Origin of the sequence: Acidovorax sp. sif1233 (assembly GCF_019218755.1) — a bacterium.
Lineage (GTDB): Bacteria > Pseudomonadota > Gammaproteobacteria > Burkholderiales > Burkholderiaceae_C > Acidovorax.
This window is the reverse complement of sequence record NZ_JAHUWZ010000006.1, coordinates 294,725-317,476: the sequence shown is the minus strand read 5'-3', so window position 1 is coordinate 317,476 and position 22,752 is coordinate 294,725. Positions and strand designations below refer to the sequence as shown.

Annotated in this window: 24 protein-coding genes; 4 read left to right on the top strand and 20 right to left on the bottom strand. The window is 64.7% G+C overall.

Annotation, left to right across the window (positions count from 1 at the left end; genetic code table 11):
• Window positions 1–342 precede the first annotated feature (342 nt).
• The gene (locus tag KW843_RS20520; protein WP_218296987.1) at window positions 343–2,241 is read left to right on the top strand and encodes an ATP-binding cassette domain-containing protein; all 1,899 of its coding nucleotides are present in this window, start codon (window positions 343–345) and stop codon (window positions 2,239–2,241) included.
• Between the two features lie 83 nt (window positions 2,242–2,324).
• Here the strand turns inward: KW843_RS20520 and KW843_RS20515 are convergent, their stop codons facing one another.
• From KW843_RS20515 to KW843_RS20485, 7 genes are all read right to left on the bottom strand, one after another.
• Window positions 2,325–3,431, bottom strand: coding sequence for a chemotaxis response regulator protein-glutamate methylesterase (locus tag KW843_RS20515; RefSeq protein WP_218296986.1), 1,107 nt, complete (start codon window positions 3,429–3,431; stop codon window positions 2,325–2,327).
• A 15-nt stretch (window positions 3,432–3,446) separates the two neighbouring features.
• Window positions 3,447–4,196 (bottom strand): chemoreceptor glutamine deamidase CheD, encoded by a 750-nt coding sequence (gene cheD / locus KW843_RS20510; protein WP_218296985.1) that lies wholly within the window; start codon window positions 4,194–4,196, stop codon window positions 3,447–3,449.
• Between the two features lie 29 nt (window positions 4,197–4,225).
• The gene (locus tag KW843_RS20505) at window positions 4,226–5,131 is read right to left on the bottom strand and encodes a CheR family methyltransferase (RefSeq protein ID WP_255594838.1); all 906 of its coding nucleotides are present in this window, start codon (window positions 5,129–5,131) and stop codon (window positions 4,226–4,228) included.
• A 113-nt stretch (window positions 5,132–5,244) separates the two neighbouring features.
• Window positions 5,245–5,733: a chemotaxis protein CheW gene (locus KW843_RS20500; protein ID WP_218296984.1), complete on the bottom strand. Its 489-nt coding sequence runs from the start codon at window positions 5,731–5,733 to the stop codon at window positions 5,245–5,247.
• Window positions 5,734–5,787: 54 nt separating this feature from the next.
• Window positions 5,788–7,917, bottom strand: coding sequence for a chemotaxis protein CheA (locus KW843_RS20495; RefSeq protein ID WP_218296983.1), 2,130 nt, complete (start codon window positions 7,915–7,917; stop codon window positions 5,788–5,790).
• 45 nt (window positions 7,918–7,962) lie between these two features.
• Window positions 7,963–8,325, bottom strand: coding sequence for a response regulator (locus KW843_RS20490; RefSeq protein WP_056173069.1), 363 nt, complete (start codon window positions 8,323–8,325; stop codon window positions 7,963–7,965).
• A gap of 49 nt (window positions 8,326–8,374) precedes the next feature.
• Window positions 8,375–8,821, bottom strand: coding sequence for a hypothetical protein (locus KW843_RS20485; protein ID WP_218296982.1), 447 nt, complete (start codon window positions 8,819–8,821; stop codon window positions 8,375–8,377).
• Window positions 8,822–9,008: 187 nt separating this feature from the next.
• Between KW843_RS20485 and KW843_RS20480 the strand changes: the two genes are divergently transcribed.
• Both KW843_RS20480 and KW843_RS20475 read left to right on the top strand, forming a co-directional pair.
• Window positions 9,009–10,118, top strand: coding sequence for an ATP-binding protein (locus KW843_RS20480; RefSeq protein ID WP_218296981.1), 1,110 nt, complete (start codon window positions 9,009–9,011; stop codon window positions 10,116–10,118).
• Window positions 10,115–10,744, top strand: coding sequence for a response regulator transcription factor (locus KW843_RS20475; protein WP_218296980.1), 630 nt, complete (start codon window positions 10,115–10,117; stop codon window positions 10,742–10,744). Before KW843_RS20480 ends, KW843_RS20475 begins: the two co-directional genes overlap by 4 nt.
• Before the next feature lie 28 nt (window positions 10,745–10,772).
• Here KW843_RS20475 and fliR read toward each other — a convergent pair whose 3' ends face one another.
• From fliR to fliF, 13 genes are all read right to left on the bottom strand, one after another.
• The gene (gene fliR, locus KW843_RS20470; RefSeq protein ID WP_218296979.1) at window positions 10,773–11,543 is read right to left on the bottom strand and encodes a flagellar biosynthetic protein FliR; all 771 of its coding nucleotides are present in this window, start codon (window positions 11,541–11,543) and stop codon (window positions 10,773–10,775) included.
• Between the two features lie 76 nt (window positions 11,544–11,619).
• A complete protein-coding gene (gene fliQ, locus KW843_RS20465; protein ID WP_218296978.1) occupies window positions 11,620–11,889 on the bottom strand; it encodes a flagellar biosynthesis protein FliQ in 270 nt (89 codons plus the stop codon).
• Window positions 11,890–11,900: 11 nt separating this feature from the next.
• A complete protein-coding gene (gene fliP / locus KW843_RS20460) occupies window positions 11,901–12,671 on the bottom strand; it encodes a flagellar type III secretion system pore protein FliP (RefSeq protein ID WP_218296977.1) in 771 nt (256 codons plus the stop codon).
• Window positions 12,664–13,020, bottom strand: coding sequence for a flagellar biosynthetic protein FliO (locus KW843_RS20455; protein WP_218296976.1), 357 nt, complete (start codon window positions 13,018–13,020; stop codon window positions 12,664–12,666). The genes fliP and KW843_RS20455 overlap by 8 nt, the downstream gene beginning before the upstream one ends.
• A gap of 7 nt (window positions 13,021–13,027) precedes the next feature.
• Entirely contained in the window at window positions 13,028–13,465 is a 438-nt protein-coding gene (gene fliN, locus KW843_RS20450; RefSeq protein ID WP_218296975.1) for a flagellar motor switch protein FliN, read from the bottom strand.
• The gene (gene fliM, locus KW843_RS20445) at window positions 13,455–14,459 is read right to left on the bottom strand and encodes a flagellar motor switch protein FliM (protein WP_010466026.1); all 1,005 of its coding nucleotides are present in this window, start codon (window positions 14,457–14,459) and stop codon (window positions 13,455–13,457) included. Before fliM ends, fliN begins: the two co-directional genes overlap by 11 nt.
• An 18-nt stretch (window positions 14,460–14,477) precedes the next feature.
• Window positions 14,478–15,053: a flagellar basal body-associated FliL family protein gene (gene fliL / locus KW843_RS20440; RefSeq protein WP_218296974.1), complete on the bottom strand. Its 576-nt coding sequence runs from the start codon at window positions 15,051–15,053 to the stop codon at window positions 14,478–14,480.
• 236 nt (window positions 15,054–15,289) lie between these two features.
• Window positions 15,290–16,651: a flagellar hook-length control protein FliK gene (locus KW843_RS26850; protein WP_255594837.1), complete on the bottom strand. Its 1,362-nt coding sequence runs from the start codon at window positions 16,649–16,651 to the stop codon at window positions 15,290–15,292.
• 5 nt (window positions 16,652–16,656) lie between these two features.
• A complete protein-coding gene (gene fliJ, locus KW843_RS20430) occupies window positions 16,657–17,118 on the bottom strand; it encodes a flagellar export protein FliJ (RefSeq protein ID WP_218296973.1) in 462 nt (153 codons plus the stop codon).
• A gap of 19 nt (window positions 17,119–17,137) precedes the next feature.
• On the bottom strand, window positions 17,138–18,532 hold the full coding sequence (gene fliI / locus KW843_RS20425) for a flagellar protein export ATPase FliI (RefSeq protein ID WP_218296972.1): 1,395 nt from the start codon (window positions 18,530–18,532) through the stop codon (window positions 17,138–17,140).
• Window positions 18,522–19,244: a flagellar assembly protein FliH gene (locus KW843_RS20420; protein ID WP_218296971.1), complete on the bottom strand. Its 723-nt coding sequence runs from the start codon at window positions 19,242–19,244 to the stop codon at window positions 18,522–18,524. Before KW843_RS20420 ends, fliI begins: the two co-directional genes overlap by 11 nt.
• Complete coding sequence (gene fliG / locus KW843_RS20415; protein WP_218296970.1) at window positions 19,228–20,223, bottom strand: flagellar motor switch protein FliG; 996 nt, start codon at window positions 20,221–20,223, stop codon at window positions 19,228–19,230. The genes KW843_RS20420 and fliG overlap by 17 nt, the downstream gene beginning before the upstream one ends.
• A 27-nt stretch (window positions 20,224–20,250) precedes the next feature.
• On the bottom strand, window positions 20,251–21,942 hold the full coding sequence (gene fliF, locus KW843_RS20410; RefSeq protein WP_218296969.1) for a flagellar basal-body MS-ring/collar protein FliF: 1,692 nt from the start codon (window positions 21,940–21,942) through the stop codon (window positions 20,251–20,253).
• Window positions 21,943–22,115: 173 nt separating this feature from the next.
• On the opposite strand from fliF, the gene fliE reads away from it, so the two are divergent.
• A complete protein-coding gene (gene fliE, locus KW843_RS20405; RefSeq protein ID WP_218296968.1) occupies window positions 22,116–22,427 on the top strand; it encodes a flagellar hook-basal body complex protein FliE in 312 nt (103 codons plus the stop codon).
• The last annotated feature ends 325 nt before the right edge of the window (window positions 22,428–22,752 follow it).

Below are 22,752 nucleotides of genomic sequence, written 5' to 3'. Positions count from 1 at the left end.
ACCAAACTTTCTTCTTCCACCTTCTCAGCCCCGGCAACAACAAGGCCTAGACCCCATCATCACCCAAACCTCCAGCGCCCCGCATCTCTGCAGCACCGCCTCAGTAGCGAAGCCCTCGACTATAGCATGAGTTCGAAGGGCGAAAAGAAAGTTGATCATTTCTTTCCTGAAGGCCTCCTCCAACCTGCGCTCCATGCAGGCGTCGGCCACGCCACGACCACTGCGCCTCCTTGCGGTCCTCTACTAAAGGGTGAGAAAACACATCCAGTGGGGGTGCGAGCGCCCCGCCCAGTTCTGCCCCATCGCCGGCAACACCACCCTCCCCCCGATAATCCTGCCCTTATGGCACTTATCACCTTACTGGACGCCCAACTCGCATTTGGGCATGTTGCACTGCTGGACCACGCCGGCTTTTCCCTGGAGACTGCCGAGCGCGTGGGACTGATCGGGCGCAATGGCGCGGGCAAGTCCTCGCTGCTCAAGATTCTCGGGGGGCTGGCCAAACCAGACGACGGCTCACTGCAGGTACAACAGGGCGTGCGCATTGCCTTCGTGGCCCAGGAACCCTCTCTGGATTCCACCGCCACCATCTTCAAGTCCGCGTCCGAAGGACTGCAGCGCGTCATTGCCATCCGTGACCAGTACCTGTCGGGTGCGGAAGGCCTGGACCTCGATGCCCTGCAATCCGAAATTGAAGCCTACGACGCCTGGAACTGGGAGCAGCGGGTAGAGGAAACACTGCAGCGCCTGCATCTGGATCCGGATGCCGTTGTGGGCACGTTGTCAGGGGGGACCAAGAAGCGTGTGGCACTCGCACAAGCGCTGGTAGCCCGCCCGGACGTCCTGTTGCTGGATGAGCCCACCAACCATCTGGACCTCGACTCCATCGAATGGCTTGAAGACCTTCTGCTTGATTTTCCAGGCAGTGTGGTCACCATCACCCATGACCGGTCGTTCCTGGACCGCGTTGCCACCCGCATCGTGGAGCTTGATCGTGGGCAGTTGCGCTCCTACCCCGGCAACTTCGCGCAATACCAGATACAAAAGGAGGATCAGCTGGCCCAGGAAGCCGTCATTTCGGCCAAGGCCGACAAACTCCTCGCCCAGGAGGAAGTCTGGATTCGCCGCGGCGTCGAGGCGCGCCGCACCCGCAGTCAGAGCCGCATCAGCCGCCTGGAGCACCTGCGCGCGCGCCGCGAGGCCCGCCGGGAAGTGGTGGGCAGCGTTCGCATGGACGTGGCGACCGGCAGTTCCAGCGGGTATCAAGGCAAGATCGTCGCGGAGCTCAACGGTGTGGGCAAATCCTTCGGCGACAAGACCATTGTGCGCAACTTCACCGGAACGATCCTGCGCGGCGACAAGGTGGGCTTGATAGGACCCAACGGCGCAGGCAAAACCACCTTGCTCAAGATGATTCTCGGGGAGCTGGCACCCGACGAAGGCACCATCCGCCAAGGCGCCAATCTGCAGGTCGCGTATTTCGACCAGATGCGCCATGCCGTCAACCTGGATGCCACGCTGGAGGACTTCATCAGCCCAGGCAGCGAATGGATCGAAATCGGCAATCAGCGCAAGCATGTCAAGAGCTACCTGAGCGACTTCCTGTTCTCTCCGGCCCGCGCGCATTCCCCTGTCCGCTCGCTGTCGGGCGGCGAGCGCAACCGGCTGCTGCTGGCGCGGCTGTTCGCGCGTCCCGCGAATGTCCTGGTACTGGATGAGCCCACCAATGACCTGGACATCGACACCCTCGATCTTCTGGAGGAGCTGCTGGAGAACTACGAAGGTACCGTGTTCCTCGTCAGCCATGACCGGACTTTTCTCGACAACGTGGTCACCAGCACCATCGCCTTCGAGGGCGACGGCCTGTGGCGGGAGTATGAAGGTGGCGTGCAGGACTGGTTGCAGCAATCCAAGCGCAGCCGAGCACTCCAGGCCTCCCCCGCGCCCGGCCAGAAGGCTGGCCGAGAGAATTTGAGCGAAAATCCGGCTCAGGCCTCATCCAGCAAGCGCGAGCCGCTATCAAAAAAGAAGCTTAGCTACAAGGAACAGCGTGAGCTCGACCAGTTGCCTGCACAGATCGCCGGACTCGAAGCAGAGCAGCAGGAACTGCAGGATGCTCTGGCGGATGGCACCCTGTACAGCGCCGACCCCGCACGGGCCGCCGCCATGACCACGCGGGCCGGGGCCATCGAGGAAGAGTTGATGGCTGCACTGGAACGCTGGACGGCCCTGTCCGCCTGAGGCACCAAGGCACCGGGCACAAGCAGGACCGCGCTGCTCTGTCGCCAAAATGCGCGGCCTGCAACGCAGGCCGTGCCCGGCCATCAGATCCGGTGGTGCAGCCGATCCGTCGCGCCCCGCAAACGCGTAATCAATGCGGAGGCGATCTGCCCCAGCGGCAGAACCTCATCCGCGGCGCCGTGGGCAATGGCTTCGCGCGGCATGCCAAATACGATGCAGCTGGCTTCATCCTGCACGTAGTTGTAGCTGCCGGCATCCTTCATCTCTTTCATCGCGGCCGCGCCATCGTTGCCCATTCCGGTGAGCATGATGCCGAAGGCATTGCGCCCCACCACCGCAGCGGCCGACTTGAACAGCACCTCGACCGAGGGCTTGTGGCGATTCACCGGCGGGCCATCATCCACCACGGCAACATAGTTGGCACCACTGCGGGCCACGTGGAACTGGGTTCCCCCCGGAGCGATGTAGGCATGGCCAGGCAGGATGCGTTCGCCGTTCACGGCTTCCTTGACCGTGATCTGGCACAAGCCATTGAGGCGTGCCGCAAAGCTGGTGGTGAAACCCGGGGGCATATGCTGGGTGATGACAATGGCGGGCGAATCCGCCGGCATCTGCACCAGCACCTCCTTGATGGCCTCGGTACCGCCGGTGGATGCCCCGATGCAAATCAGCTTTTCGGTGGACAGGCGCCCCAGGAGCGCCGACGCGGGCATGGCAGGCGCTGCACCTGCACCACTCCCCGCACCGCCAGCGGCGGTGGTTTCGCGAGCGGGCGCGCGGCGAACCTGCGCCACCGCGGCCACGCGGATCTTGTCCACGATCTGGGTGGCCAGATCGTTGAGGCCGCTGGCCAGGCCGACACGGGGCTTGGCCACAAAATCCACCGCCCCCAGTTCCAGCGCCTTCATCGTCACTTCAGCGCCCCGCTCCGTCAGCGTGGAAATCATCACCACCGGCATCGGTCGCAAGCGCATCAACCGCCCCAGGAAGTCGATGCCGTCCATGCGCGGCATCTCGACATCCAGTGTGATGACATCGGGGTTGAGCTCGCGGATCATCTCGCGCGCCACCAAGGGATCATTGGCCGTGCCGATGCACTCCATGTCCCGCTGCCGGTTGATGATCTCGGACAGCAGACTGCGGACCAACGCCGAATCGTCCACCACGATCACCCGGATTTTCCTGCTCATTAACTCACGCCTTCCTCAAAACAGATCGACAGAACCGCCCGAGGTGGTCTTGGCCACGGTGGCGGCATTGCCGCGCACTTCCTGGGCCACCAAGGCCTCGGGATGTGCGTGCGCCAACCGCTTGACCATGGCTTTCCCTGTGATGGGGAAAAAAACCACCTTGCGCGGATAGATATCCAGCACATCCTCGGAGACGATGGGAATACGCTCCGTGTGAAGGTAGTTCAAAACAAAATTGGTGTTGCGCTCACCGACATTCATGGTCGTGAAGTTGTGCATGACCTGCGCCCCGCCAAAAATCTTGGCCTGCATGGTTTCGCGGCGGGCTCCGAGCTTGAGCATCTCGTTGATCAGCAATTCCATGGCGTACGAGCCATAGCGCCCCGAAGCATCCCCCACATCGCCATCGGGCAGCATGAAATGATTCATGCCTCCTATGCGCGCACGGCTGTCCCACAGGCAGGCGGCAATGCATGACCCCAGCACGGTCATGATGACCATGTTCTCGTCGGCGACAAAATATTCGCCCGGAAGGACCTTCACGGCATTGTGCTGAAAGTGATGGTCCAGATAAAAGAAGGAAGCCTCCCCGGGTTTGCGGCTGTGCGCCTTGAGCTCCTGCAGCGAAGACTCCCGGGCCGGCCCTGACCCGGCGGCATAGATGTCCGCGCTCAGGGGGGCGATGCGGGGAGCACGGCGCCGCTCGGACATGCCAGGCGCGGCAACGGCCGAAGAAGGGGATGAGCCTGATGGAGTGGTGGTCATGTGTGCTCGGTGCTAGGCAACATGGCGGGTCAGCGACGCTCGTACACCGTTTTGCCGCGCAGCGTAAACAGGTCCCTGGACTCGCTGAAGTTCTCGGCATGCCCTACAAACAGCATGCCGCCGGGCTTGAGGACCCTGTGGATCCTCTCCAGCACCCGCCGCTGCGTGGGTGCATCAAAGTAGATCATCACGTTGCGGCAAAAAACCACATCGAAGGGCTCTTTGAACGGCCAGTCGTCCCGGATGAGGTTCACACTCATGAAATCAATGGCACGCCGCAGTTCCGGCTTGGCCCGCACCATGCCCAGATTGGCCCCCTTGCCCCGCAGAAAGAACTTCTGCAGGCGCTCCGGGCTCAGGCCTTTGAGGCTGTCGAGGCGGTACACCCCCTGCGCTGCCGTCGCCAGCACGCGGGAATCGATGTCGCTGGCGGTCAGCTTGAAAGACGCGTTGGCCCCCAGCGCCTCGAACGCCGTCATCACGATGGAATAGGGTTCTTCTCCGGTAGAGGCGGCATTGCACCAGACCCGCCAGCCAGTCGATGGCTTGCTGCGCAGATGCGAGGCGAAGATCTCGAAATGGTGCTGTTCGCGGAAGAAGGCCGTGAGGTTGGTGGTGAGCGCATTGATGAACTCCTGCCACTCCGGGCCGTCATGCGTCTCAAGCCATCCGAGATAGTCGTGAAAACTGTTGTGCCCCGTGTCACGCAAACGGCGCGAAAGGCGGCTGTACACCATGGCGTGCTTGCCGTCGTGCAAGCTGATGCCCGCGCGCTGATAGATCAGCGCCTGCACCCGCGCGAAATCCGCATTGGTCCAGACAAACTCGCGCCCCTGGGCCAGCGGCCCCGAGGGGGCAGCCGCGGCGGCATAGACCGGATCCACCCTGGCGGTGGTGGGCCGGGCCGTGGGGAATGCACTGGTGGGTTGGGCCATATTGATCGTCCGACGGGAAATCCTGTTCGCTCCAAGAGACCTGCTAGCCACACCCGCCATCTGCTGGCAGGTGCTGGATCCACCACTGGTGTGACGGTTGCGCCCTATTCGCCCTATTCGTTGGCGGTCACCAGCCCCATGTCCACGCCGGACATGAGTTTCTCGATGTCCAGCAGAATCAGCATGCGCTCACCCACCGACCCGAGCCCGAGGATGCAGCTGTTGTCGATGGCGCTTTCAATATCCGGTGCAGAGCGAATGCTCTCGGGCGTCAGTTCCATCACATCGCTGACGGAGTCCACCACGATTCCGACCACCCGGTTGCGGAGGTTCAAGATGATGACCACCGTGAAGCTGTTGTAGTCCGCCTGCGCGCAGTTGAACTTGAGGCGCATGTCGACAATGGGCACGATCGTGCCACGCAGGTTCACGACGCCCTTGATGAAACTGGGGGCGTTCGCAATCCGTGTCGGTGGCTCATAGCCACGGATCTCCTGCACCTTCAGGATATCGATGCCGTACTCTTCCTGGTCGAGGCGGAACGTCAGATATTCGCGGGTGCCCGTTGGCACCGCCTCTGCGGTTTTACCCATCACACTCATGGTGAATTCTCCTTTCGTGACAGCGCCCTGCCCTTCGGGCACGGCTGCTCAAATCTAGTGGCGCGCCCGCCGCACCAGCCCGCCCGTATCCAGGATGAGCGCCACCGTGCCGTCGCCCAGAATGGTGGCGCCCGACACGTTGGGGACCTTGCGGTAGTTCGATTCCAGGTTCTTGACCACCACCTGGTGCTGGCCCAGCAGCTCATCCACCAGCAGCGCAACACGGCTGCCATCCGCTTCCACGACCACCATGATGTTGCTGGACTTGTTGGGGTCAAAACGCGGCACCTGGAAGATCTTTTCCAGCGCGATTACCGGCATGTATTCGTCGCGCACCTTCACCAGTTGCGATCCCTGTGCCACGGTGCTCACATCGTCCGCGTTGACCTGGAAGGACTCCACGACGGAAGACAGAGGCAGGATGTAGACCTCGTCGCTCACCCCCACGGACATGCCATCCATGATGGCCAGCGTCAACGGCAGGCGCACGGAAACCTTCATTCCGTAACCCTCGGCCGAGTCAATCTCCACCGACCCGTTGAGCGCCGCGATATTGCGCTTGACAACGTCCATGCCCACGCCACGCCCGGACACGTCGGTCACCTCGTCGGCGGTGGAAAAGCCTGGTGCAAAGATCAGTTGCCAGACCTCCGCATCGCTCATCTGCTCGGACACTTCGATGCCGCGCTCCTGCGCCTTGCTGAGGATCTTCTCGCGCGAGAGGCCACGGCCATCGTCGCGCACCTCGATCACGATCGATCCGCCCTGGTGCGAGGCCGACAGCGTGATGGTCCCGTGTTCCGACTTGCCCTTGGCCAAGCGGTCCGCCGGCATCTCGATCCCGTGGTCGCAGCTGTTGCGCACCAGGTGTGTCAGCGGATCGGTGATCTTCTCGACCAGCCCCTTGTCCAGTTCGGTGGCCTCGCCCAGCGTCACCAGTTCGACCTTCTTGCCCAGCTTGTTCGCCAAGTCCCGCAGCATGCGGGGGAAGCGGCTGAAGACGATGGACATCGGAATCATGCGGATCGACATGACCGATTCCTGCAGGTCGCGCGTGTTGCGATCCAGGTCGGCCAGCCCCGCCAGCAGCTGCTGGTAGGCGCCTGCATCCAGCCCCCGGCTGTTCTGCGCGAGCATCGCCTGGGTGATCACAAGTTCACCCACCAGGTTGATGAGCTGGTCGACCTTTTTCACGTCCACGCGAATCGTCGTGGACTCCATCTGCGCCTGCATGGCGACCTTGGGCTCCGCAGCCTTGGGGGCCGCAGCCTTGGGCGCTTGTGCGGGGGCCTGCGCTGCCGCCCGGGGCGCATCGGTACCGGGAGCACCCGGCGCATCGCTGAAGAAGCCGTACGCCTCGCCTCCGGCGGCATCCGCGGCGACCACGACATCGTCGTCCGCGTCCTCCGGGGCTGCAGCCGCTGCTGCAGCGGCCTCACGGATGAGGACCTGCTCCTTGGACACATGGAAGGCGAACAGGTCGAGCAGATCATCGTTGGTGGAGGTGGTCTCCACCGCGAACAGCCGCGTGTTGGGCTGGGTGCTTTCCATGTCCCGGATGGCACCGAGCCCGGGAATATCCCGGAACAGTTCCTTGATGGCATCGGCCTGCTGCGGCCGCTCCAGCGGGCCGATCTGGATTTCCAGTGCACGCGCCTGTCCGGCGACTGCGGGCGTCACCGCCTTGGGCGCCGGAGCCGCTACCTGCGGGGCTGGCGCAGGTGGCGGTGGTGCCACGGCGGGCGCGTCGCTGGGGACGAGCCCCGCAGCAAGCTCACTGATGCGGCGCACCAGCGACGTGGTGGAGACAGCCTCTCCCTGGCCTCCGGCCTGATGGCGGGCCAGCAAGCTGCGGGATGCATCGGCGGACTCCAGCAGCACGTCCACCATCTGGGGAACGGGTTGCAGCTCATGGCGGCGCAACCGGTCCAGCAAGGACTCCATCTGGTGCGTCAGCTCCGCCACGTCCGAAAAACCAAAGGTGGCCGAGCCACCCTTGATGGAATGGGCGCACCGGAAGATGCCGTTGAGCTCTTCATCATTGGCGCTGCTCAGATCCAGATCCAGGAGCATCTGCTCCATCTGGTCCAGGTTTTCGCCCGCTTCCTCGAAAAAGATCTGATAGAACTGGCTCAGGTCGAAGTCAGCGCCTGCTCCCGATCCTTCTTGGTAGGTTTCCGCCATCGTGGGCTCCTGTGTACTTGGTGGTCCGGGCCAATCCAATCCGGCTCAGCGGATCACTTTCTGAATGACTTCGATCAGGCGATTGGGATCAAAAGGCTTGACCAGCCAGCCCGTCGCCCCGGCCGTGCGCCCGGCCTGCTTCATCTGATCGCTCGACTCGGTGGTGAGGATCAGGATCGGGATGGTCTTGAATTTGGGGTTCTCGCGCAGTTTGCGCGTCAATCCGATACCGTCCAGGCGCGGCATGTTCTGGTCGGCCAGGACCAGATCAATGTCATGGCTCTCGGCCTTCTCAAGGGCATCCTGCCCATCCACCGCCTCCACAACGTGGTAGCCGGCACCCGTGAGAGTGAACGACACCATTTTCCGCATGGACGGTGAATCATCTACGGCTAGGATCGATTGCATGTAAGGCTCCAACTGACTTGAATATATAGGTTAACCAGTGACGTGAAGATCAGAACAGGTCCACGGAACCGGCATCCATCTCGCTTTGCGTGACGGGGTTGGGCCGGTCCGGCGCCATCTCTGCAAATGGCGCTGCTTCTTCACCATCTTCATTGCCCATGGCCTCGGAGGCCAAGCGGAAAGCGCATCCTTGAAGCACCTTGGTCGTGTGCCAGATCAACTGGGACGCCATATCCTGGAACTGCAATTCGGTCACGGCGCTGCGCAGCGCGGCCCGAGCGGCCACCAGCTCCGGAGAATCGGCCACAGCCGCGTCCGTCAGCACGGCATTGGCCTCTCCAAAACGTTCCAGCAGGTTGTCGGTGGCATGGCTGAGCAGGCCTTCCAGGCGATGCAGGTCATGCATCACGACCAGCAACGAATCCTGCAGCTCTGCCGCCACCATGACGGGAACCTGGACAGCAGGTCCTCCAGACGTTGTTAGCGTAGATTGCATCGTTTCTCCATCGCAGCACGCAGCAGCAAAGCACGCAAAAATCCCAGGACTACGATATCTGCACAAAAGCCCAAAGCAAAGGCATGCGCACCATGGTGTCGGCATCCATTGGACGCTGACGCTGAAACCATCCCAATCGGACAAACACCCTTGTTTGTTCCAATTTGTATCCTATGATAGCGCTCCTATGGTCACCATAGCACCAGACCAGACCCTCAGCATCCTGCATCTTGAAGATTCACTGGCGGACCATGAGCTGACCGCCTTGACCCTGCGGCGGTCCGGGCTCCATTGCCATCTCCATCAGGTCGACTCGCTTGCCGACTTCCAGCGGCTGACCGATACCCAGGCTTTTGACATCATCCTGGCAGATTACCGCCTGCCAGGCTTTACCGCGCTGGACGCATGGACGCATGTGGCGCAAAAGCCGCAGCACCCCCCTTTTGTGCTGCTGTCCGGCGCCATCGGCGAGGCAGCCGCCGTGGACGCCATCCGCCTGGGCATCGCAGACTACCTGCTCAAGGACGACCTGCAGCGCCTGCCCCATGTGATCGCACGCGCTCTGGAGGTCCACGACGCCCGCAAGGCGCGCGAACAGGCCGTGGCGCAGCTGGAGGCGTCCGAACGCCGGCTGGCGGAACTGACAGAACACCTGCAAACATCGATCGAGCAGGAACGCGCATCCATCGCCCGAGAAATTCATGACGACATCGGCGGCGCATTGACGGCCGTGCGGTTCGATGTGGCATGGATCGGACGCCACAGCACGGCCCCGGCGATGCAGGAACACGCGGCGTCGGCGGCCGAGATGCTGCAGCACGCCATCGAGGCGAGCCAGCGGATCATGATGAACCTGCGCCCGCCGATCCTCGAACAGGGGCTGGTGGCAGCCGTTCAGTGGCTTGCCGCCGGCTTCGAGCGCCGCTCGGGCATACCGGCTCCGGTCGTGACCAGCAGCGAGACCATCCACGCTCCGCCGGATATCCAGCTGGCGGCCTACCGCACCGCGCAGGAAGCGCTGACCAATATTTCCAAACATGCCCATCCAGGCACTGTGCGTATCGATCTCTCCGACAAGGAGGGCGTCCTGACGCTGGAGGTCACCGACGATGGCCGGGGCATCGATCCGCAAATGCTCGACAAGCCCAAGGCCTTCGGGCTCAAGGGCCTGCATGAACGCGCCCGGACTGTCGGGGGGTGGCTGGATATCAGCAGCCGGCCCGGCCAGGGCACCTCCGTGATCCTTTCCATACCGCTAACATCGCACCCATCACCAGCCCCAGGAGATGTGCAGTGATTCATGTGGTCCTGTGCGATGACCATGCCGTTCTGCGGCGCGGAATACGCGACACGCTGGCCGACGCCCCCGATATCCAGGTGACTGGAGAGGCCGGGGGATATTCCGAGCTGCGCGAGGTGCTGCGCTCGGCAGCCTGCGATGTGCTGCTGCTGGACCTGAACATGCCGGGGCGCAGCGGCCTTGAGGTGCTGGCCAGCCTGCGCGAGACGCACTCCGCCATCAAGGTGCTGGTGGTGTCCATGTACCCGGAAGACCAGTACGCCCTGCGCTGCCTGAAGGCCGGCGCCCAGGGATACGCCAACAAGGCAGGGGATCCGGTCGAATTGATTGCGGCCGTGCGCACCGTCATGCAGGGGCGCAAGTACCTCACGGCAGAGGTTGCCCAGATGCTGGCGGACAGCCTGGCACAGCCCACGCCGGAGGCGCCGCATGCGGCGCTGTCCGAGCGGGAGTTGCAGACACTGGTCAAGATTGCCTCCGGCCGCAGGCTGTCGGACATCGCCGAGGAGTTGATGCTCAGCCCCAAGACCGTGAGCGTGTACCGTTCGCGCGTGCTGGAGAAGCTGAAGCTCTCGAACAACGCGGAACTCACCGTCTACGCCATCCGCAACCAGCTGGTCTGAGACGGCCTGCCCACCCCCTCTTTCCCCACTATCGCTGCGTGGCAAAGAGATCGACCGCCTGCTGCATCAGCGCCAGCACGGGTTGCTCCAGCAGCGGAAGCGTGGCCACGATGCCCAGCATGCCCACGGTCAACGTCACCGGGAACCCCACGGCATAGATGTTCATCTGCGGCGCCACCCGCGAAATGATGCCCAGCGTCAAGTTGACGAACAGCAGGAGCGCGATCATGGGCAGCGCGATCCACAGCGCACTGGAAAACAGGGACGAACCCAGCTCGTAAATGCGCATCTGCCCAAGGGCCTGCAGGAAGTTGCCATCGACCGGAAAGCGGTCAAAACTCTTCACCACGGCCATCAGGATCAGCAGATGGCCATTGATCACCACAAAGAGCAGCATGGACATGTGTCCAAAAAAGCGGGCTACCGCACTGATCTGGGCATTCGAAGAGGGGTCGAAAAATGATGCGAAATTCAACCCCATCTGCAACCCGATGATTTCGCCCGCCAGCTCCACGGCCGCAAACACCAGCCGGACGGAAAACCCGATCGCAAGCCCCACGGCCACTTGCTGGGCCACGGCTCCGAATGCCTCGCGCCCGTTGACGCTGATGACCGGTTGATTCACCAGCACGCCCTGGGCGCACAGCGCCACCAGGAACGCCAGTCCGATCTTGACGCGCATGGGTATCGTCCGCATGGAAAACACTGGCGCGACCGAGAAGACGGCGAGCACGCGCAAGAATGGCCACAGGATGGGAGACAGCCAGGCCATCAGCTGGGCTTCGGAGAAAGTGATCACGCGATCCCCGATGGGCAGCCAGAAATGGGGCTGGCGAACAAAGGGTGCGGCGCGAAGCGCAAGGCCGTGCCCCGCACTAGCCGATCATCGACGGAATGGACTCGATCGTCCGGCGGATAAAGTCCACCAGGGTACTGAGCATCCAGGGCCCTGCGATCGCAAAAACCACCATCGCGGCGATCAGCTTGGGAACAAAGGCCAGTGTCGCCTCATGGATCTGCGTGACCGCCTGGAAAATGCTCACGATCAGACCCACCGCCATCACGGCACCGAGCACCGGCATCGAAATCATCAGCAGCAGCGTCAAGGCGTCGCGCCCGATGGTCAGCACCATTTGCGAAGTCATCGCCCACTCCTTCAGGGAACAAAACTGGCAGCCAGCGAGCCGATCAGCAAATTCCAGCCGTCCGCCAGCACAAACAGCATGAGCTTGAACGGCAGTGCCACCAGCACCGGAGACAGCATCATCATGCCCAAGGACATGAGGATGCTCGACACCACCATGTCGATCACCAGAAACGGGATGAAGATCATGAAGCCGATCTGAAATGCCGATTTCAGTTCGCTGGTGACAAAGGCTGGCACCAGCACCCGCAGCGGCGCGGTTTCCGCCGTCACGCTCGCATCCAGGCGCGCCAGCCGGGAAAAGAGGGCGAAATCGGATTGCCGGGTCTGCTTGAGCATGAAGCTGCGCATCGGCGCCTCGGCCTTGACCAGGGCCTGTTCGAAGCTGATGGTGTTGTTGGTGTAAGGCACATAGGCGTCCTGGTACACCCGGTCCAGGGTGGGCCCCATCACGAAGAAGGTGAGAAACAGCGACAGTCCGATGATGACCTGGTTGGGCGGCGCCGACTGGGTACCCAGCGCCTGGCGCAGGAGAGACAAAACGATCACGATGCGCGTGAAGCCCGTCATCATGAGCAGAACCGCCGGCAGGAAGGACAGGGCCGTGAAGAACAGCAGGGTCTGGATGGGCACCGAATAGCTGTTGCCCGAAGGGCCGCTGCCCACCACCAATGGCAGCGCGCCCGCGGAGGCCTGCGCGGCGGCCGTGCCATGCACCATGGCGCCCAGGGAGGCCACCGCAGCCAGCAGCAGCACACGACGCACCCGTGAAGCCTCAGCCATGGGAAGGACTTCCAGGCGCGTTGACGGCCGACGCAACCGCGTGCGCGAAAGATGGTTCCGCCTTGGGCGCCGCGGAAGGCATGCTGGCGGCAACGGCCGGCAGCACGTGCAGGCAGCTCACCTGCTGCGCGGTCACGCCAAGAACCAGCCAGGTCCGCGCGTGTTCCGGCCCCACCTCCACGGTGACCACGCGCTGCTGGGGACCCACGGCCACGGCGGAGAGCACGCGGGAAGCCGCTCCAGCCCCCAGGCCGGCGGTGGCGTGGCGCTGCTGCAGCCGGCGGACCAGCCAGGGCAGCAACGCCATGGCGCCCACGAAAAGGACGACCACCACCAGCGTCTGGGTCATGCTGCCACTATCCACGGCTGACCCGCCGAAGGCGCTCGGAAGGGGTCACCACGTCCGTGAGGCGGATACCGAACTTGTCATTGACCACGACGACCTCGCCCTGCGCGATGAGATAGCCATTCACCAGGACGTCCATGGGCTCGCCCGCGAGCGCGTCGAGCTCCACCACCGAGCCTTGGGCCAGCTGAAGGATGTACTTGATCGGCACCTTGGTGCGCCCGAGCTCCACCGACAGCTGGACCGGAATGTCCAGCACCATGTTGATGTCGTTGACCGTGCCATCCCCGCCGCCAGAGAAAGGGCGCACGGGGTCGCCGGAGAGCGGGCCGCCCTGCTCGGCATCGCCGGGCTTGTCCTCGGTCCGCTTTTGCTCCTCGAGCGCCTCGGCCCAACCCGCAAAGGGGTCATCCGCCGCGCCGTCCTTGTTATCTTCTTCAGTTGACATCTTTTTCTCCCAGCCAGCTCATGTCGGCATTGCGCAGGCATTCTTCGATACGAATGGCGTACTTGGAATTGTGCGTTCCGTACTGGCATTCAAAAATAGGCACGCCCCCGATCGACGCGCGGATGCGGGGCTCGCGGTCGAGCTCGATGAAATCGCCAGGCTTCATGGCCAGCAATTGCTCCACCGTGGCATCAGCGCGGGCCAGTTCAGCCACCAGCGTCACTTCGGCGGCCTGGATTTCCCGGGTCAGCACGCGCACCCAGCGGCGATCCACCTCGATGGAATCGCCCTGTGTGGACGAATACAGCACGTCGCGGATGGGCTCCAGCGTCGCGTAGGGCATGCAGATATGGATCGCCCCCGAAAGGTCGCCGATTTCCAGCTGAAAGGCCGTGGACACGACGATTTCGCTGGGCGTGGCGATGTTGGCGAACTGCGGCTGCATTTCCGAGCGCTGGTATTCGAGCTCCAGGGGGTAGATCCCCTGCCACGCCTTCTTGTATTCGGCGCAGATCACATCCACCAGGCGGTTGATGACCCGTTGCTCCGTGGGCGAGAAGTCCCGCCCCTCGATCCGAGTCTGGAACTTGCCCACGCCGCCGTACAGCGTGTCAATGATGCCGAACACGAGCGAGGGTTCGCACACGATCAGCCCGCTGCCGCGCAGCGGACGGATGGCCACGATGTTGAAATTCGTGGGGACCGCAAGCTCCCGCAGGAAGGCGCTGTAGCGCTGCACGGACACGGTGCCCACCGAGATCTCGGGGCTGCGGCGGATGAAATTGAACAGGCCGATGCGGAAGTTGCGCGCGAACCGCTCATTGACGATTTCCATCGTCGGCATCCGTCCACGGACGATGCGCTCCTGGCTGGAAATGTCGTAGTTGCGTACGGAACCCGCCTCCGCCACTTCCTCGACCGATTTCTGGCTCTCGCCAGTAACCCCTTCGAGAAGGGCATCGACCTCTTCCTGCGAAAGAAATGAATCACTCATGACTGGTCCTTGCCCGGGTCACTGGATGATGAAGCTGGAGAAAAGCACCCGGTGCACCGGGTTGCGCTCCGTGCGCCGGCGCGCGGGGCGTTCATCTTCGTCGCCGTCCTTGTCGGCCGCCGCGGCACGCGCGCGGTCGCGTTCCGTGGCAACCGGATAGCCCAGGGGACGCGAGACTTCGCGCAGGATATCGGAGGCCAGTTTTTCCTTGCCTTCCCTTTGCAGCAATTCGGCGGAGGTCCGCTGGGAAATCAGCATCAGGATGCCACTGCGGATGGTGGGCAGGTACAGCTTCACCTGTTCCGCCGTCTTGGCATCTTCCAGCTCCAGGGTAATGCCGATCTGTGCAAACCGGTCGCCACCGGGGTCCGCCAGGTTCACCACCATGTTCTCCATGGGCAGGAAGGTGGGAGCCACCTTGGGGGCCTCCTTGCGGGCCGGCGCAGCCCCTTCCTCGTCTTCGGCGTGGGAGCGGCTGGAAATCAGCCAGGCCGCCACCCCGCCGCCAATCACCAGCACCGCCACAACGCCGATGATGATGATGAGCATCTTCTTGCTTTTGGCCGGAGCCGCTGCGGGGGTATTGGCTGACACGATGCGGATTCCTTGGTGGGAGACGGGCCGTACCCACGCAATCAATGGGCGGACAAGACCGGATGGCCCATTATTGGGCGATGCTGCGACCAATAATAGCCAGAATAAAAGCCCAAAACCATGGCATTCGCAGCGCTATCCCGATTGCAGGTCACCCGCCAGGAGCTGTGAGCCGGCAATGCGCCCACGGCGCGGCGCATGCGGGGCGGGCCGAAGGTTCCCGCCGCCATGCGGACTCACACAAAGATGTCCACGGCACGGTCTGGCGCGCCGCCACCGCCGCGCAGCGGCGAGGCCATGCCCACCGGCGTGGCGGCCACCACCTGCGCCTGGCGTGACCCATCGCGGCGGCCCTGCCGTTCGGGGTCGGCCGCATTTTCACGTTGTCCGGCCGACGTGCCGACCGACATGCCCGAGAGCACCAGCCCCTCGCTGCGCAGCAACTCGCTCAATTGCGCCATGCTCCGGTCCAGCATGTCGCGGGTCTGCGGCTGGTCGCTGCGGAAAGTCACATGGGCCTCATTGCCCGACAGCGACACCGACACCTCGACGGGCTGCCCGTCGCGGTTGAGCGTCAGCTCCGCATTCTGAGTCTTCTGGTTGATCCAGTACGTCACCTGCTCGGCGACCTGGTCCTCCATGCCGGCCTGGGCAGGATCGCCAAACGCCGCGGCGCCATCGACGGCCGCTCCTGGCTCCACGGGCGCCACGCCCCCGCCATTGTCGAACCATGCGCCGGCATCCCCCCGCCCTTCGCCAGGGCTGCCGCCATTGCCGGCGGCCTCCCCACCCCGTGCGGGCGCTGCAGCCGCCAGCAGGTCGCCCGCCATCGCTGCGCCGTTGGCCACCAGGTCGCCGGCCCCGGCAGCCGCGCTCCGATCGGCGGCGCCCGCAACCGGCAGGCCCGCCGCCATGCGCTCGCTGGCGGCCTGCACCGTCGCCACGGCCGCCATGTGGTGCCCTTGCGTCGGCAGCGCCACATCGCCCGCCCGGGCCCGGCCCAGGGACATTTCTGCGGAATCCGCCCTTTGGGCCAATGCAGTTTGCATGCGCGAGAAAGCCCGGCCGAACGCTGCGGCACCGGCCTGTGGTGCCCCGCCCTTGAGGTCCGCGGAAGCGTCGAGCATGGCCGTTTCGGCCACCATGCCCTGTGGCAGGCCGTCCACGCCCGGCACACCAGCCGCCAACGGGTTCGCCCCTGCCTGGGCGCCCGCGCCGGGCATCCCCGAGCCTGCCGCCGTTCCATCTTGCACTGCAATGCGAAGGCCGGTGCCCTGCCCCGCCGCCGCCCCGGCGGCATCGCCCCGCACAGCGGCGTCGGGCGCCAGCAATCCCTGCCATGCCGCCAGGGCCGAAGCATCCAGGGCATCCTTCGCGGCATCGGCGGGCAACCCATCGGCCGGCGCCGCGCCGGCGGACGGCAGGTCCAGCGGCCCGGCGTCCCCCGGGGCAGCAGCATCCCCGAGCGCTGCCAGCAGGGCCAGAAAACCGCTGGGGGCGGCACTGTGGGCGTCGTCCGGCGCCTGCGCCGTGGACCGGGTCCGCGCGGCGTGGGCCGGCTGGGTGCCCTGGGGAGAAGAAATTCTTGCTTGTTCCATTGTCACTACTCCCGGCCCGCAGAGCCTTGCATCGCACTTCGGTACTGCAGGGCAGCCCGTTCATCGGTTTGTTTCTGATCTCTTCGCATTTCAGCCCGCTCCAGGTCGTGGCGCCGCTTCTCCATGACCTTGCGCAGGCTGGCCAGCCGCAGTTCCGCCTCCAGCAGGCTGCGCCGGGCCGCCTCCACCCGGTTGGCATGGTCACCCACCACCCCGGTCTGGACACCCGCCGCATGTCCCAAACGGTCCATGAACTGGTAGTGGTGGTACATCACCTCGGGCTTCATCGTGGTGTCGGCCTTCATGCCCCACCGCGCTTGCGTTTCACGGGCATAGTCTTCGAGCTGGTCGAGCTGGGCGCGTGCCGCCTGCTGCGCTGCCTGCGTGTCCTGCAGCACCTTGCGCGCGTCGTCCCGCTTGCGGGACGCCACCTCGACGGCGACGGACAGGGAATTGAGGCTGGACATGGCTGGCGACCCGCTGTGTTCAGTGGTCCAGCACCGCCGCCATGCCCGCGACGCTCTGGTCCATGGAGGCCGCCTCGAACATGTCCTGCTGCAGGAACCCCGCCATCTGCGGCTGCAGACGGATGGCCTCGTCCAGCGCCGGATCGGAGCCGCTCATATAGGCGCCCACCTGCACCAGATCGCGGCTTTTCTGGTAGCGCGAGTACACCGCCCGAAAGCGCCGCGCCAGGTCGAAATGCCCGCGCGACACCACGTTGTGCATCACGCGCGACGCGGATTGCTCGATGTCGATGGCGGGGAAATGGCCCGTCTCGGCCAGCGCGCGCGAGAGCACGATGTGGCCATCCAGGATGGCGCGCGCCGCGTCGGCGATGGGGTCCTGCTGGTCATCCCCTTCCGAGAGCACTGTATAGAAGGCCGTGATGGACCCGACGCCATGCAGTCCGTTGCCGCTGCGCTCCACGAGTTGAGGGAGCTTGGCGAAACAGGAGGGCGGATAGCCCTTGGTGGCAGGGGGTTCGCCAATGGCCAGCGCGATTTCGCGCTGGGCCATCGCATAGCGGGTCAATGAATCCATGAGCAGCAGCACGTGCTTGCCCTTGTCGCGGAAATGCTCGGCCACGGCCGTGGCATAGGCCGCGCCCTGCATGCGCAGCAGGGGGGGTGCGTCCGCCGGAGCGGCCACCACGACCGAGCGCGCGCGGCCGTCTTCGCCCAGGATGTCCTCGACGAATTCCTTGACTTCGCGCCCCCGCTCGCCAATCAGCCCCACCACGATCACGTCGGCGCGGGTGTAGCGGGCCATCATGCCCAGCAGGACGCTCTTGCCCACCCCAGAGCCTGCGAACAGGCCCAGGCGCTGGCCGCGCCCCACCGTGAGCAGGGCGTTGATGGCGCGCACGCCGGTGTCCAGCGATTCGCGCACGGGATCGCGGTCCATGGCATTGATCTGGCGGCGCCCCATGGGCTCGGACACCACGTCCTGCACCGGCCCGCCATGGTCCAGCGGCAGGCCCTGCGCGTCCACCACCCGTCCGAGCAGGCCCTCGCCCATGGGCAAGCGCAGCACACCGGCGCGCTGGATGGCCCGCGCGGGCTCGCCCAGTCGCGGCATGGGAACGTAGGGTGCCGCCGGCACCACGCTCGCGCCGCTGGACAGCCCGTGGATGTCTCCCGCCGGCATCAGAAACGCGCGATCGGCGGAGAACCCCACCACCTCGGCCAGCACCGGGGCATGGCCCGGCATCTGGACCATGCACTGCGAGCCCACCGGCACGCGGATGCCCACGGCCTCCAGCACCAGGCCTGTCAGCCGTGTCAGGGTGCCGCGTGTTTCCAGCGGAGCGCCCTCGGCAACACGCTCGCGCGCATCCTCGATGAGGCGTGTCCAGGCGGCGGGGGCTTCAACGCTCATCGCCGCCCTCCTCCTGCCAGGGCGACTGGAGGCCCAGCGCCGCGATGGCGCGCTGCCAGCGCTTGTCCAGGCTGCCATCCACCACGGTGCCCGCAGACTCGACCAGACAGCCGCCTGGCGGTACTGCGGCATCGGCCATCCACTGCACCCCCGGCGCATCCATCTCCTCGCGCATGGGCTGGGCCATCGCCTCCATGTCGGCGGGGTTCAACCGGACCATCGCGGGCCGGCCTTCGGTCACCAGCATGCCCACGGCCTCCCGCACCACGGGCTGCAGGGCATTGGGGTTGACGGACAGCTCCTGGCGCACCACCTGGCGTGCGATGTCGCACGCCAGTTCCAGCAGCTGCTGGGCCATCTGCTGCTGCATGTCGATCAGGCTCGCGTCCAGCGTCTGCATCACACCCTGAAGGCGCAGGGCGGCTTCGTTCCCTTGCTGCGCGATGTAGTCATCCATGCGGCGCTGCCACTCCAGTGCCGTTTGGGCCTGGCCCTGGGCAAAGCCCTCGGCATACGCGTCGTCACACGCCTGCTGGACCAGCGCCTGCTGCGCGGCCTCGTCTATTTCGACCGGAATCTCGGCCACGGGCTCTGGTTCTGGCTCGACGAGGTCGGAGCCATCCACGGCGCCAAACTTCCACTGTGTGAAATCGCCGACTTCCTCGCTGGGGATGAAGCGCGAGTACGAACGCTGGCTAGACGAAGGCATCATCACCGCCGGATCCAATCACGATCTGACCCTCGTCGGACAGGCGACGCACGGTCTTGAGAATTTCCTTCTGCTGGGCCTCGACTTCGGACAGCCGCATCGGGCCGCGCGATTCGAGGTCTTCCCGCAGCGCTTCGGAAGCACGCGAGGACATGTTCGAGAGGAACTTCTCGCGCAACTCCGGCACCGCTCCCTTGAGCGCAACGATGAGCGTTTCGGAAGCCACTTCCTTGAGCACGGTCTGGATCGCCTTGTCGTCGAGCTTGAGCACGTCCTCGAACACGAACATCTTGTCCATGATCTTCTGGGCCAGGTCGGGGTCGTAGCCGCGGATGGACTCCAGCACCACGGCATCCATGTTGCCGCCCAGCAGGTTGATGATCTCGGCCGCTGCCTTGACGCCGCCGAGCGAGCTCTTGCGGATCTTGTCGCCGCCGGCCAGCACCTTGAACAGCACCTCGTTGAGGTCCTTGAGCGCCGTCGGCTGTATGCCTTCGAGCGTGGCCACGCGCAACAGAATTTCACTGCGCTGGCGGTCCGTGAGGTGCATCAGGATGCCCGATGCCTGGTCGCTGTCCAGGTGCACCAGGATGGCCGCGACGATCTGGGGATGTTCGTTGCGCAGCAACTCGGCCACGGACAGCGGGTCCATCCACTTCAGGCTTTCGATGCCCGAGACGTCGCCCCCCTGCAGGATGCGGTCGATGAGCAGCCCGGCCTTGTCATCCCCCAGCGCACGCCGCAGCACGGCGCGCACGTAGTTGCCGGTATCCGACACCAGAAGGCTCTGCGCCGCCGCCGCGTTGGAGAACTTGTTGATGACCTCGTCCACCTTGTCGCGCGACACCGAGCGCATGCGCGCAATGGTTTCGCCGAGCTTCTGCACTTCCTTGGGCGAGAAATGCTTGAACACTTCGGCCGCCTCTTCCTCGCCGAGGGACATCAGCATGATGGCTGCGTCGTTGAGTCCTTGGTCGTCCATGGTGGTCGTCGTCCGTGATGTCGGCGGTCAGACTGGCTCGCCGTTAAGCCAGGTCTTCAGGATATTGGCCACGGCCACAGGGTTCTCCTTGGCCAGCACCCGCGCCTCTTCCAGGCGCAGCTGCTCCGGCGTGGCGGGAAGCACTTCGTTCTTCGCGGCGGGCGCAGGCAGCGCGGGGCGCTCGGGTGTTTCGGACTCCACGGCGTCGAGCTGGCCGCCGGCCACCGGGATGGCGCGGGGCTTGGCAGCGGCGCCGCCCTTGAGCGCCGGCCGCACCAGGCCCAGCAGCACCAGGGCCGCGAACAGAACCGCACCCACTGGCCAGGCGAAGGTCTTGGCCAGTTCGATCACTTCAGGCTGTTTCCACAGCGGAACGTCGTTGGCAGGCGTCGCGTCCACCTGGAACGGGGTGTTCATGAGGTTGACCGAGTCGCCACGATCCCGGTTGAAGCCAATGGTTTCGCGCACCAGGGCGGTCATCTGCTCGAGCTGCTCTGGCGTGAGCGCCTTGGATACCGTCTTGCCCTTGTCCTCGGCGGACTGGTAGTTCACGACCACCGCCGCACTCACCCGCTTGAGGGCGCCGCTGCCGCCACGTGTCACGCGCACGGTCTTGTCCACTTCGTAATTGGTGATGGATTCGCGCTTGCTCGCCGCTGCCTGCGCGCCCTGGGCCTGCTGGCCCGCCGCCGTGGGTGCCGGATTGGCGCCGTTGATGGGCGCCGCCGCAGCCGCGGGAGGCTGGTTGGTCGTGGCGCCAGGCACGCCCGTGGGCAGCGGATTGCCCTGCGGACCGGAGCTTTCCACGATCTGCTGGCTGCGGATGGCGCTGGCATCGGTGGCGAGGTTGGGGCGGTGCTGCTCGGATGTGGATTCGGTCTGGGTGAAGTCCACCTCGGCCGTCACCTGCGCCTTGACGTTGTTGCGGCCCACCACGGGTTCCAGGATGTCCAGGATCCGGCGGGTGTACTGCTGCTCGATCTGCTGCACATACAGCAGTTGCTGCGCGTCGACCCCGGTTCCGGCGGCGCCATCGGGCGATTGGGACAGCAGCTTGCCCGTGTCGTCCAGCACGCTCACGGCGGAGGGCGCCAGTTCCGGCACGCTGGAGGCGACCAGGTGCACGATGCCCGCCAGCTGGGCACGGTCGAGCACGCGGCCGGGATGCAGGCTCACCAGCACGGAGGCCGAGGGTTTTTGCTGCTCCCGGAAAAAGCCATTCTGATTGGGAAGCGCCAGGTGCACGCGCGCGCCCTGCACGGACGACAGCGCCTGGATGGAGCGGGTGAGTTCACCCTCCAGGCCCCGCTGGAAGTTCAGGCGTTCCTGAAACTGCGTCATTCCGAATTTGCTGGACTCCATCAGCTCGAAGCCCGCCACGGAACCCTTGGGCAGGCCCTGGGTGGCCAGGCGCAAGCGCACGTCATGCACGCGGTCGGCGGGGATCAGGATCGCACCGCCGCCGTCGGCATGCTTGTAGGGCACGTTCATCTGCGACAGCTGGGCGACGATGGCACCGCCATCCTTGTCGTTCAGGTTGGCGAACAGCACCCGGTAGTCGGGCTGGCGCCCCAGCACGATGGCCGCAATGGCCGCCGCCACCAGGAGCGCCGCACCCACGCCCAGCCGCATGCGCTGCGCCCTGTCCAGGGCAGACAGCCGCTGCAGCCAGTTCGGGCCGGCAGGGGGAGTGAGAGGAACTTCAGCAACTGCAGACATCTTGCTTTCCAGTAGGGCAGGCCCGACAAGGACCAAAGCGTGGGGTCGATTATTCGGCCACGCCCTCAAAATGTTCGCTGGATAAGCCGCGCGTTTGGCCATCAATTCAGAGCGATGGGCGGGGGCGCGATGGCTAGGATACGCAGCATACCCCCATTCCCACGGACACCGCCATGGACCTTCGCATCTCAAGCTCTACCGCCCCGCTCACGGGCGCTGGCGTGGCGCGCCGTGCTGCGGCGCCGCAAAACGACGCCAATGAAGTGGGTTTTTCAGGGGCGCTCAAAGGCGCGCTCCAGTCGGTCAGTGCGGCCCAGAACCGTGCCAGCGACCTGCAGACGGAAGTCCAGATGGAGAACCCCTCCGTCAGCCTCGAGGAAACCATGGTGGCGATCCAGAAGGCCCAGATCGGATTCCAGGCCACGCTGCACGTGCGCAACCGGATGGTGCAGGCCTATACCGACATCATGAACATGCAGGTATAGCAGGGGCGCTCCCCTGAGGCGCTGCGCGCCGTCCCCTCGCTCTCACAGCGCTGCGCGCTGTGGGCAAGGGGACGATGCCCTCGCTGCGGGGCGGCCCTTGCTGGGCATCCCTCGCGGGGGGGCGCGCCGGTATCTGGCAGCGCAGGTCTGCGCTTACTCCTGATTTTGTAGCTGCTTGCGCTTTATGGATAAGGGCTACAGGCACTTTTTATTCCGTAAAAGACACGCCACACTCTCAGCACAGGGAGCTCCGCGACGCATCGCTGGCCGTGGCAGCTTCGTGACAAGCGTCAGGAATCAGCTGCTCTCAACTTAATAGCTGCTT

Coding starts and splice junctions, on each gene's coding strand:
- KW843_RS20505 (WP_255594838.1), bottom strand. CDS start 5,131: ATGGCCCAACCCACCAGTGCATTCCCCACGGCCCGGCCCACCACCGCC.
- cheD (WP_218296985.1), bottom strand. CDS start 4,196: ATGACCACCACTCCATCAGGCTCATCCCCTTCTTCGGCCGTTGCCGCG.
- fliE (WP_218296968.1), top strand. CDS start 22,116: ATGGACCTTCGCATCTCAAGCTCTACCGCCCCGCTCACGGGCGCTGGC.
- KW843_RS20480 (WP_218296981.1), top strand. CDS start 9,009: ATGGTCACCATAGCACCAGACCAGACCCTCAGCATCCTGCATCTTGAA.
- fliJ (WP_218296973.1), bottom strand. CDS start 17,118: ATGTCCAGCCTCAATTCCCTGTCCGTCGCCGTCGAGGTGGCGTCCCGC.
- fliF (WP_218296969.1), bottom strand. CDS start 21,942: ATGTCTGCAGTTGCTGAAGTTCCTCTCACTCCCCCTGCCGGCCCGAAC.
- fliN (WP_218296975.1), bottom strand. CDS start 13,465: ATGTCAACTGAAGAAGATAACAAGGACGGCGCGGCGGATGACCCCTTT.
- KW843_RS26850 (WP_255594837.1), bottom strand. CDS start 16,651: ATGGAACAAGCAAGAATTTCTTCTCCCCAGGGCACCCAGCCGGCCCAC.
- KW843_RS20490 (WP_056173069.1), bottom strand. CDS start 8,325: ATGCAATCGATCCTAGCCGTAGATGATTCACCGTCCATGCGGAAAATG.
- KW843_RS20485 (WP_218296982.1), bottom strand. CDS start 8,821: ATGCAATCTACGCTAACAACGTCTGGAGGACCTGCTGTCCAGGTTCCC.
- fliG (WP_218296970.1), bottom strand. CDS start 20,223: ATGGACGACCAAGGACTCAACGACGCAGCCATCATGCTGATGTCCCTC.
- KW843_RS20455 (WP_218296976.1), bottom strand. CDS start 13,020: ATGACCCAGACGCTGGTGGTGGTCGTCCTTTTCGTGGGCGCCATGGCG.
- fliQ (WP_218296978.1), bottom strand. CDS start 11,889: ATGACTTCGCAAATGGTGCTGACCATCGGGCGCGACGCCTTGACGCTG.
- KW843_RS20420 (WP_218296971.1), bottom strand. CDS start 19,244: ATGATGCCTTCGTCTAGCCAGCGTTCGTACTCGCGCTTCATCCCCAGC.
- KW843_RS20520 (WP_218296987.1), top strand. CDS start 343: ATGGCACTTATCACCTTACTGGACGCCCAACTCGCATTTGGGCATGTT.
- KW843_RS20495 (WP_218296983.1), bottom strand. CDS start 7,917: ATGGCGGAAACCTACCAAGAAGGATCGGGAGCAGGCGCTGACTTCGAC.
- KW843_RS20500 (WP_218296984.1), bottom strand. CDS start 5,733: ATGAGTGTGATGGGTAAAACCGCAGAGGCGGTGCCAACGGGCACCCGC.
- fliP (WP_218296977.1), bottom strand. CDS start 12,671: ATGGCTGAGGCTTCACGGGTGCGTCGTGTGCTGCTGCTGGCTGCGGTG.
- fliM (WP_010466026.1), bottom strand. CDS start 14,459: ATGAGTGATTCATTTCTTTCGCAGGAAGAGGTCGATGCCCTTCTCGAA.
- KW843_RS20515 (WP_218296986.1), bottom strand. CDS start 3,431: ATGAGCAGGAAAATCCGGGTGATCGTGGTGGACGATTCGGCGTTGGTC.
- fliI (WP_218296972.1), bottom strand. CDS start 18,532: ATGAGCGTTGAAGCCCCCGCCGCCTGGACACGCCTCATCGAGGATGCG.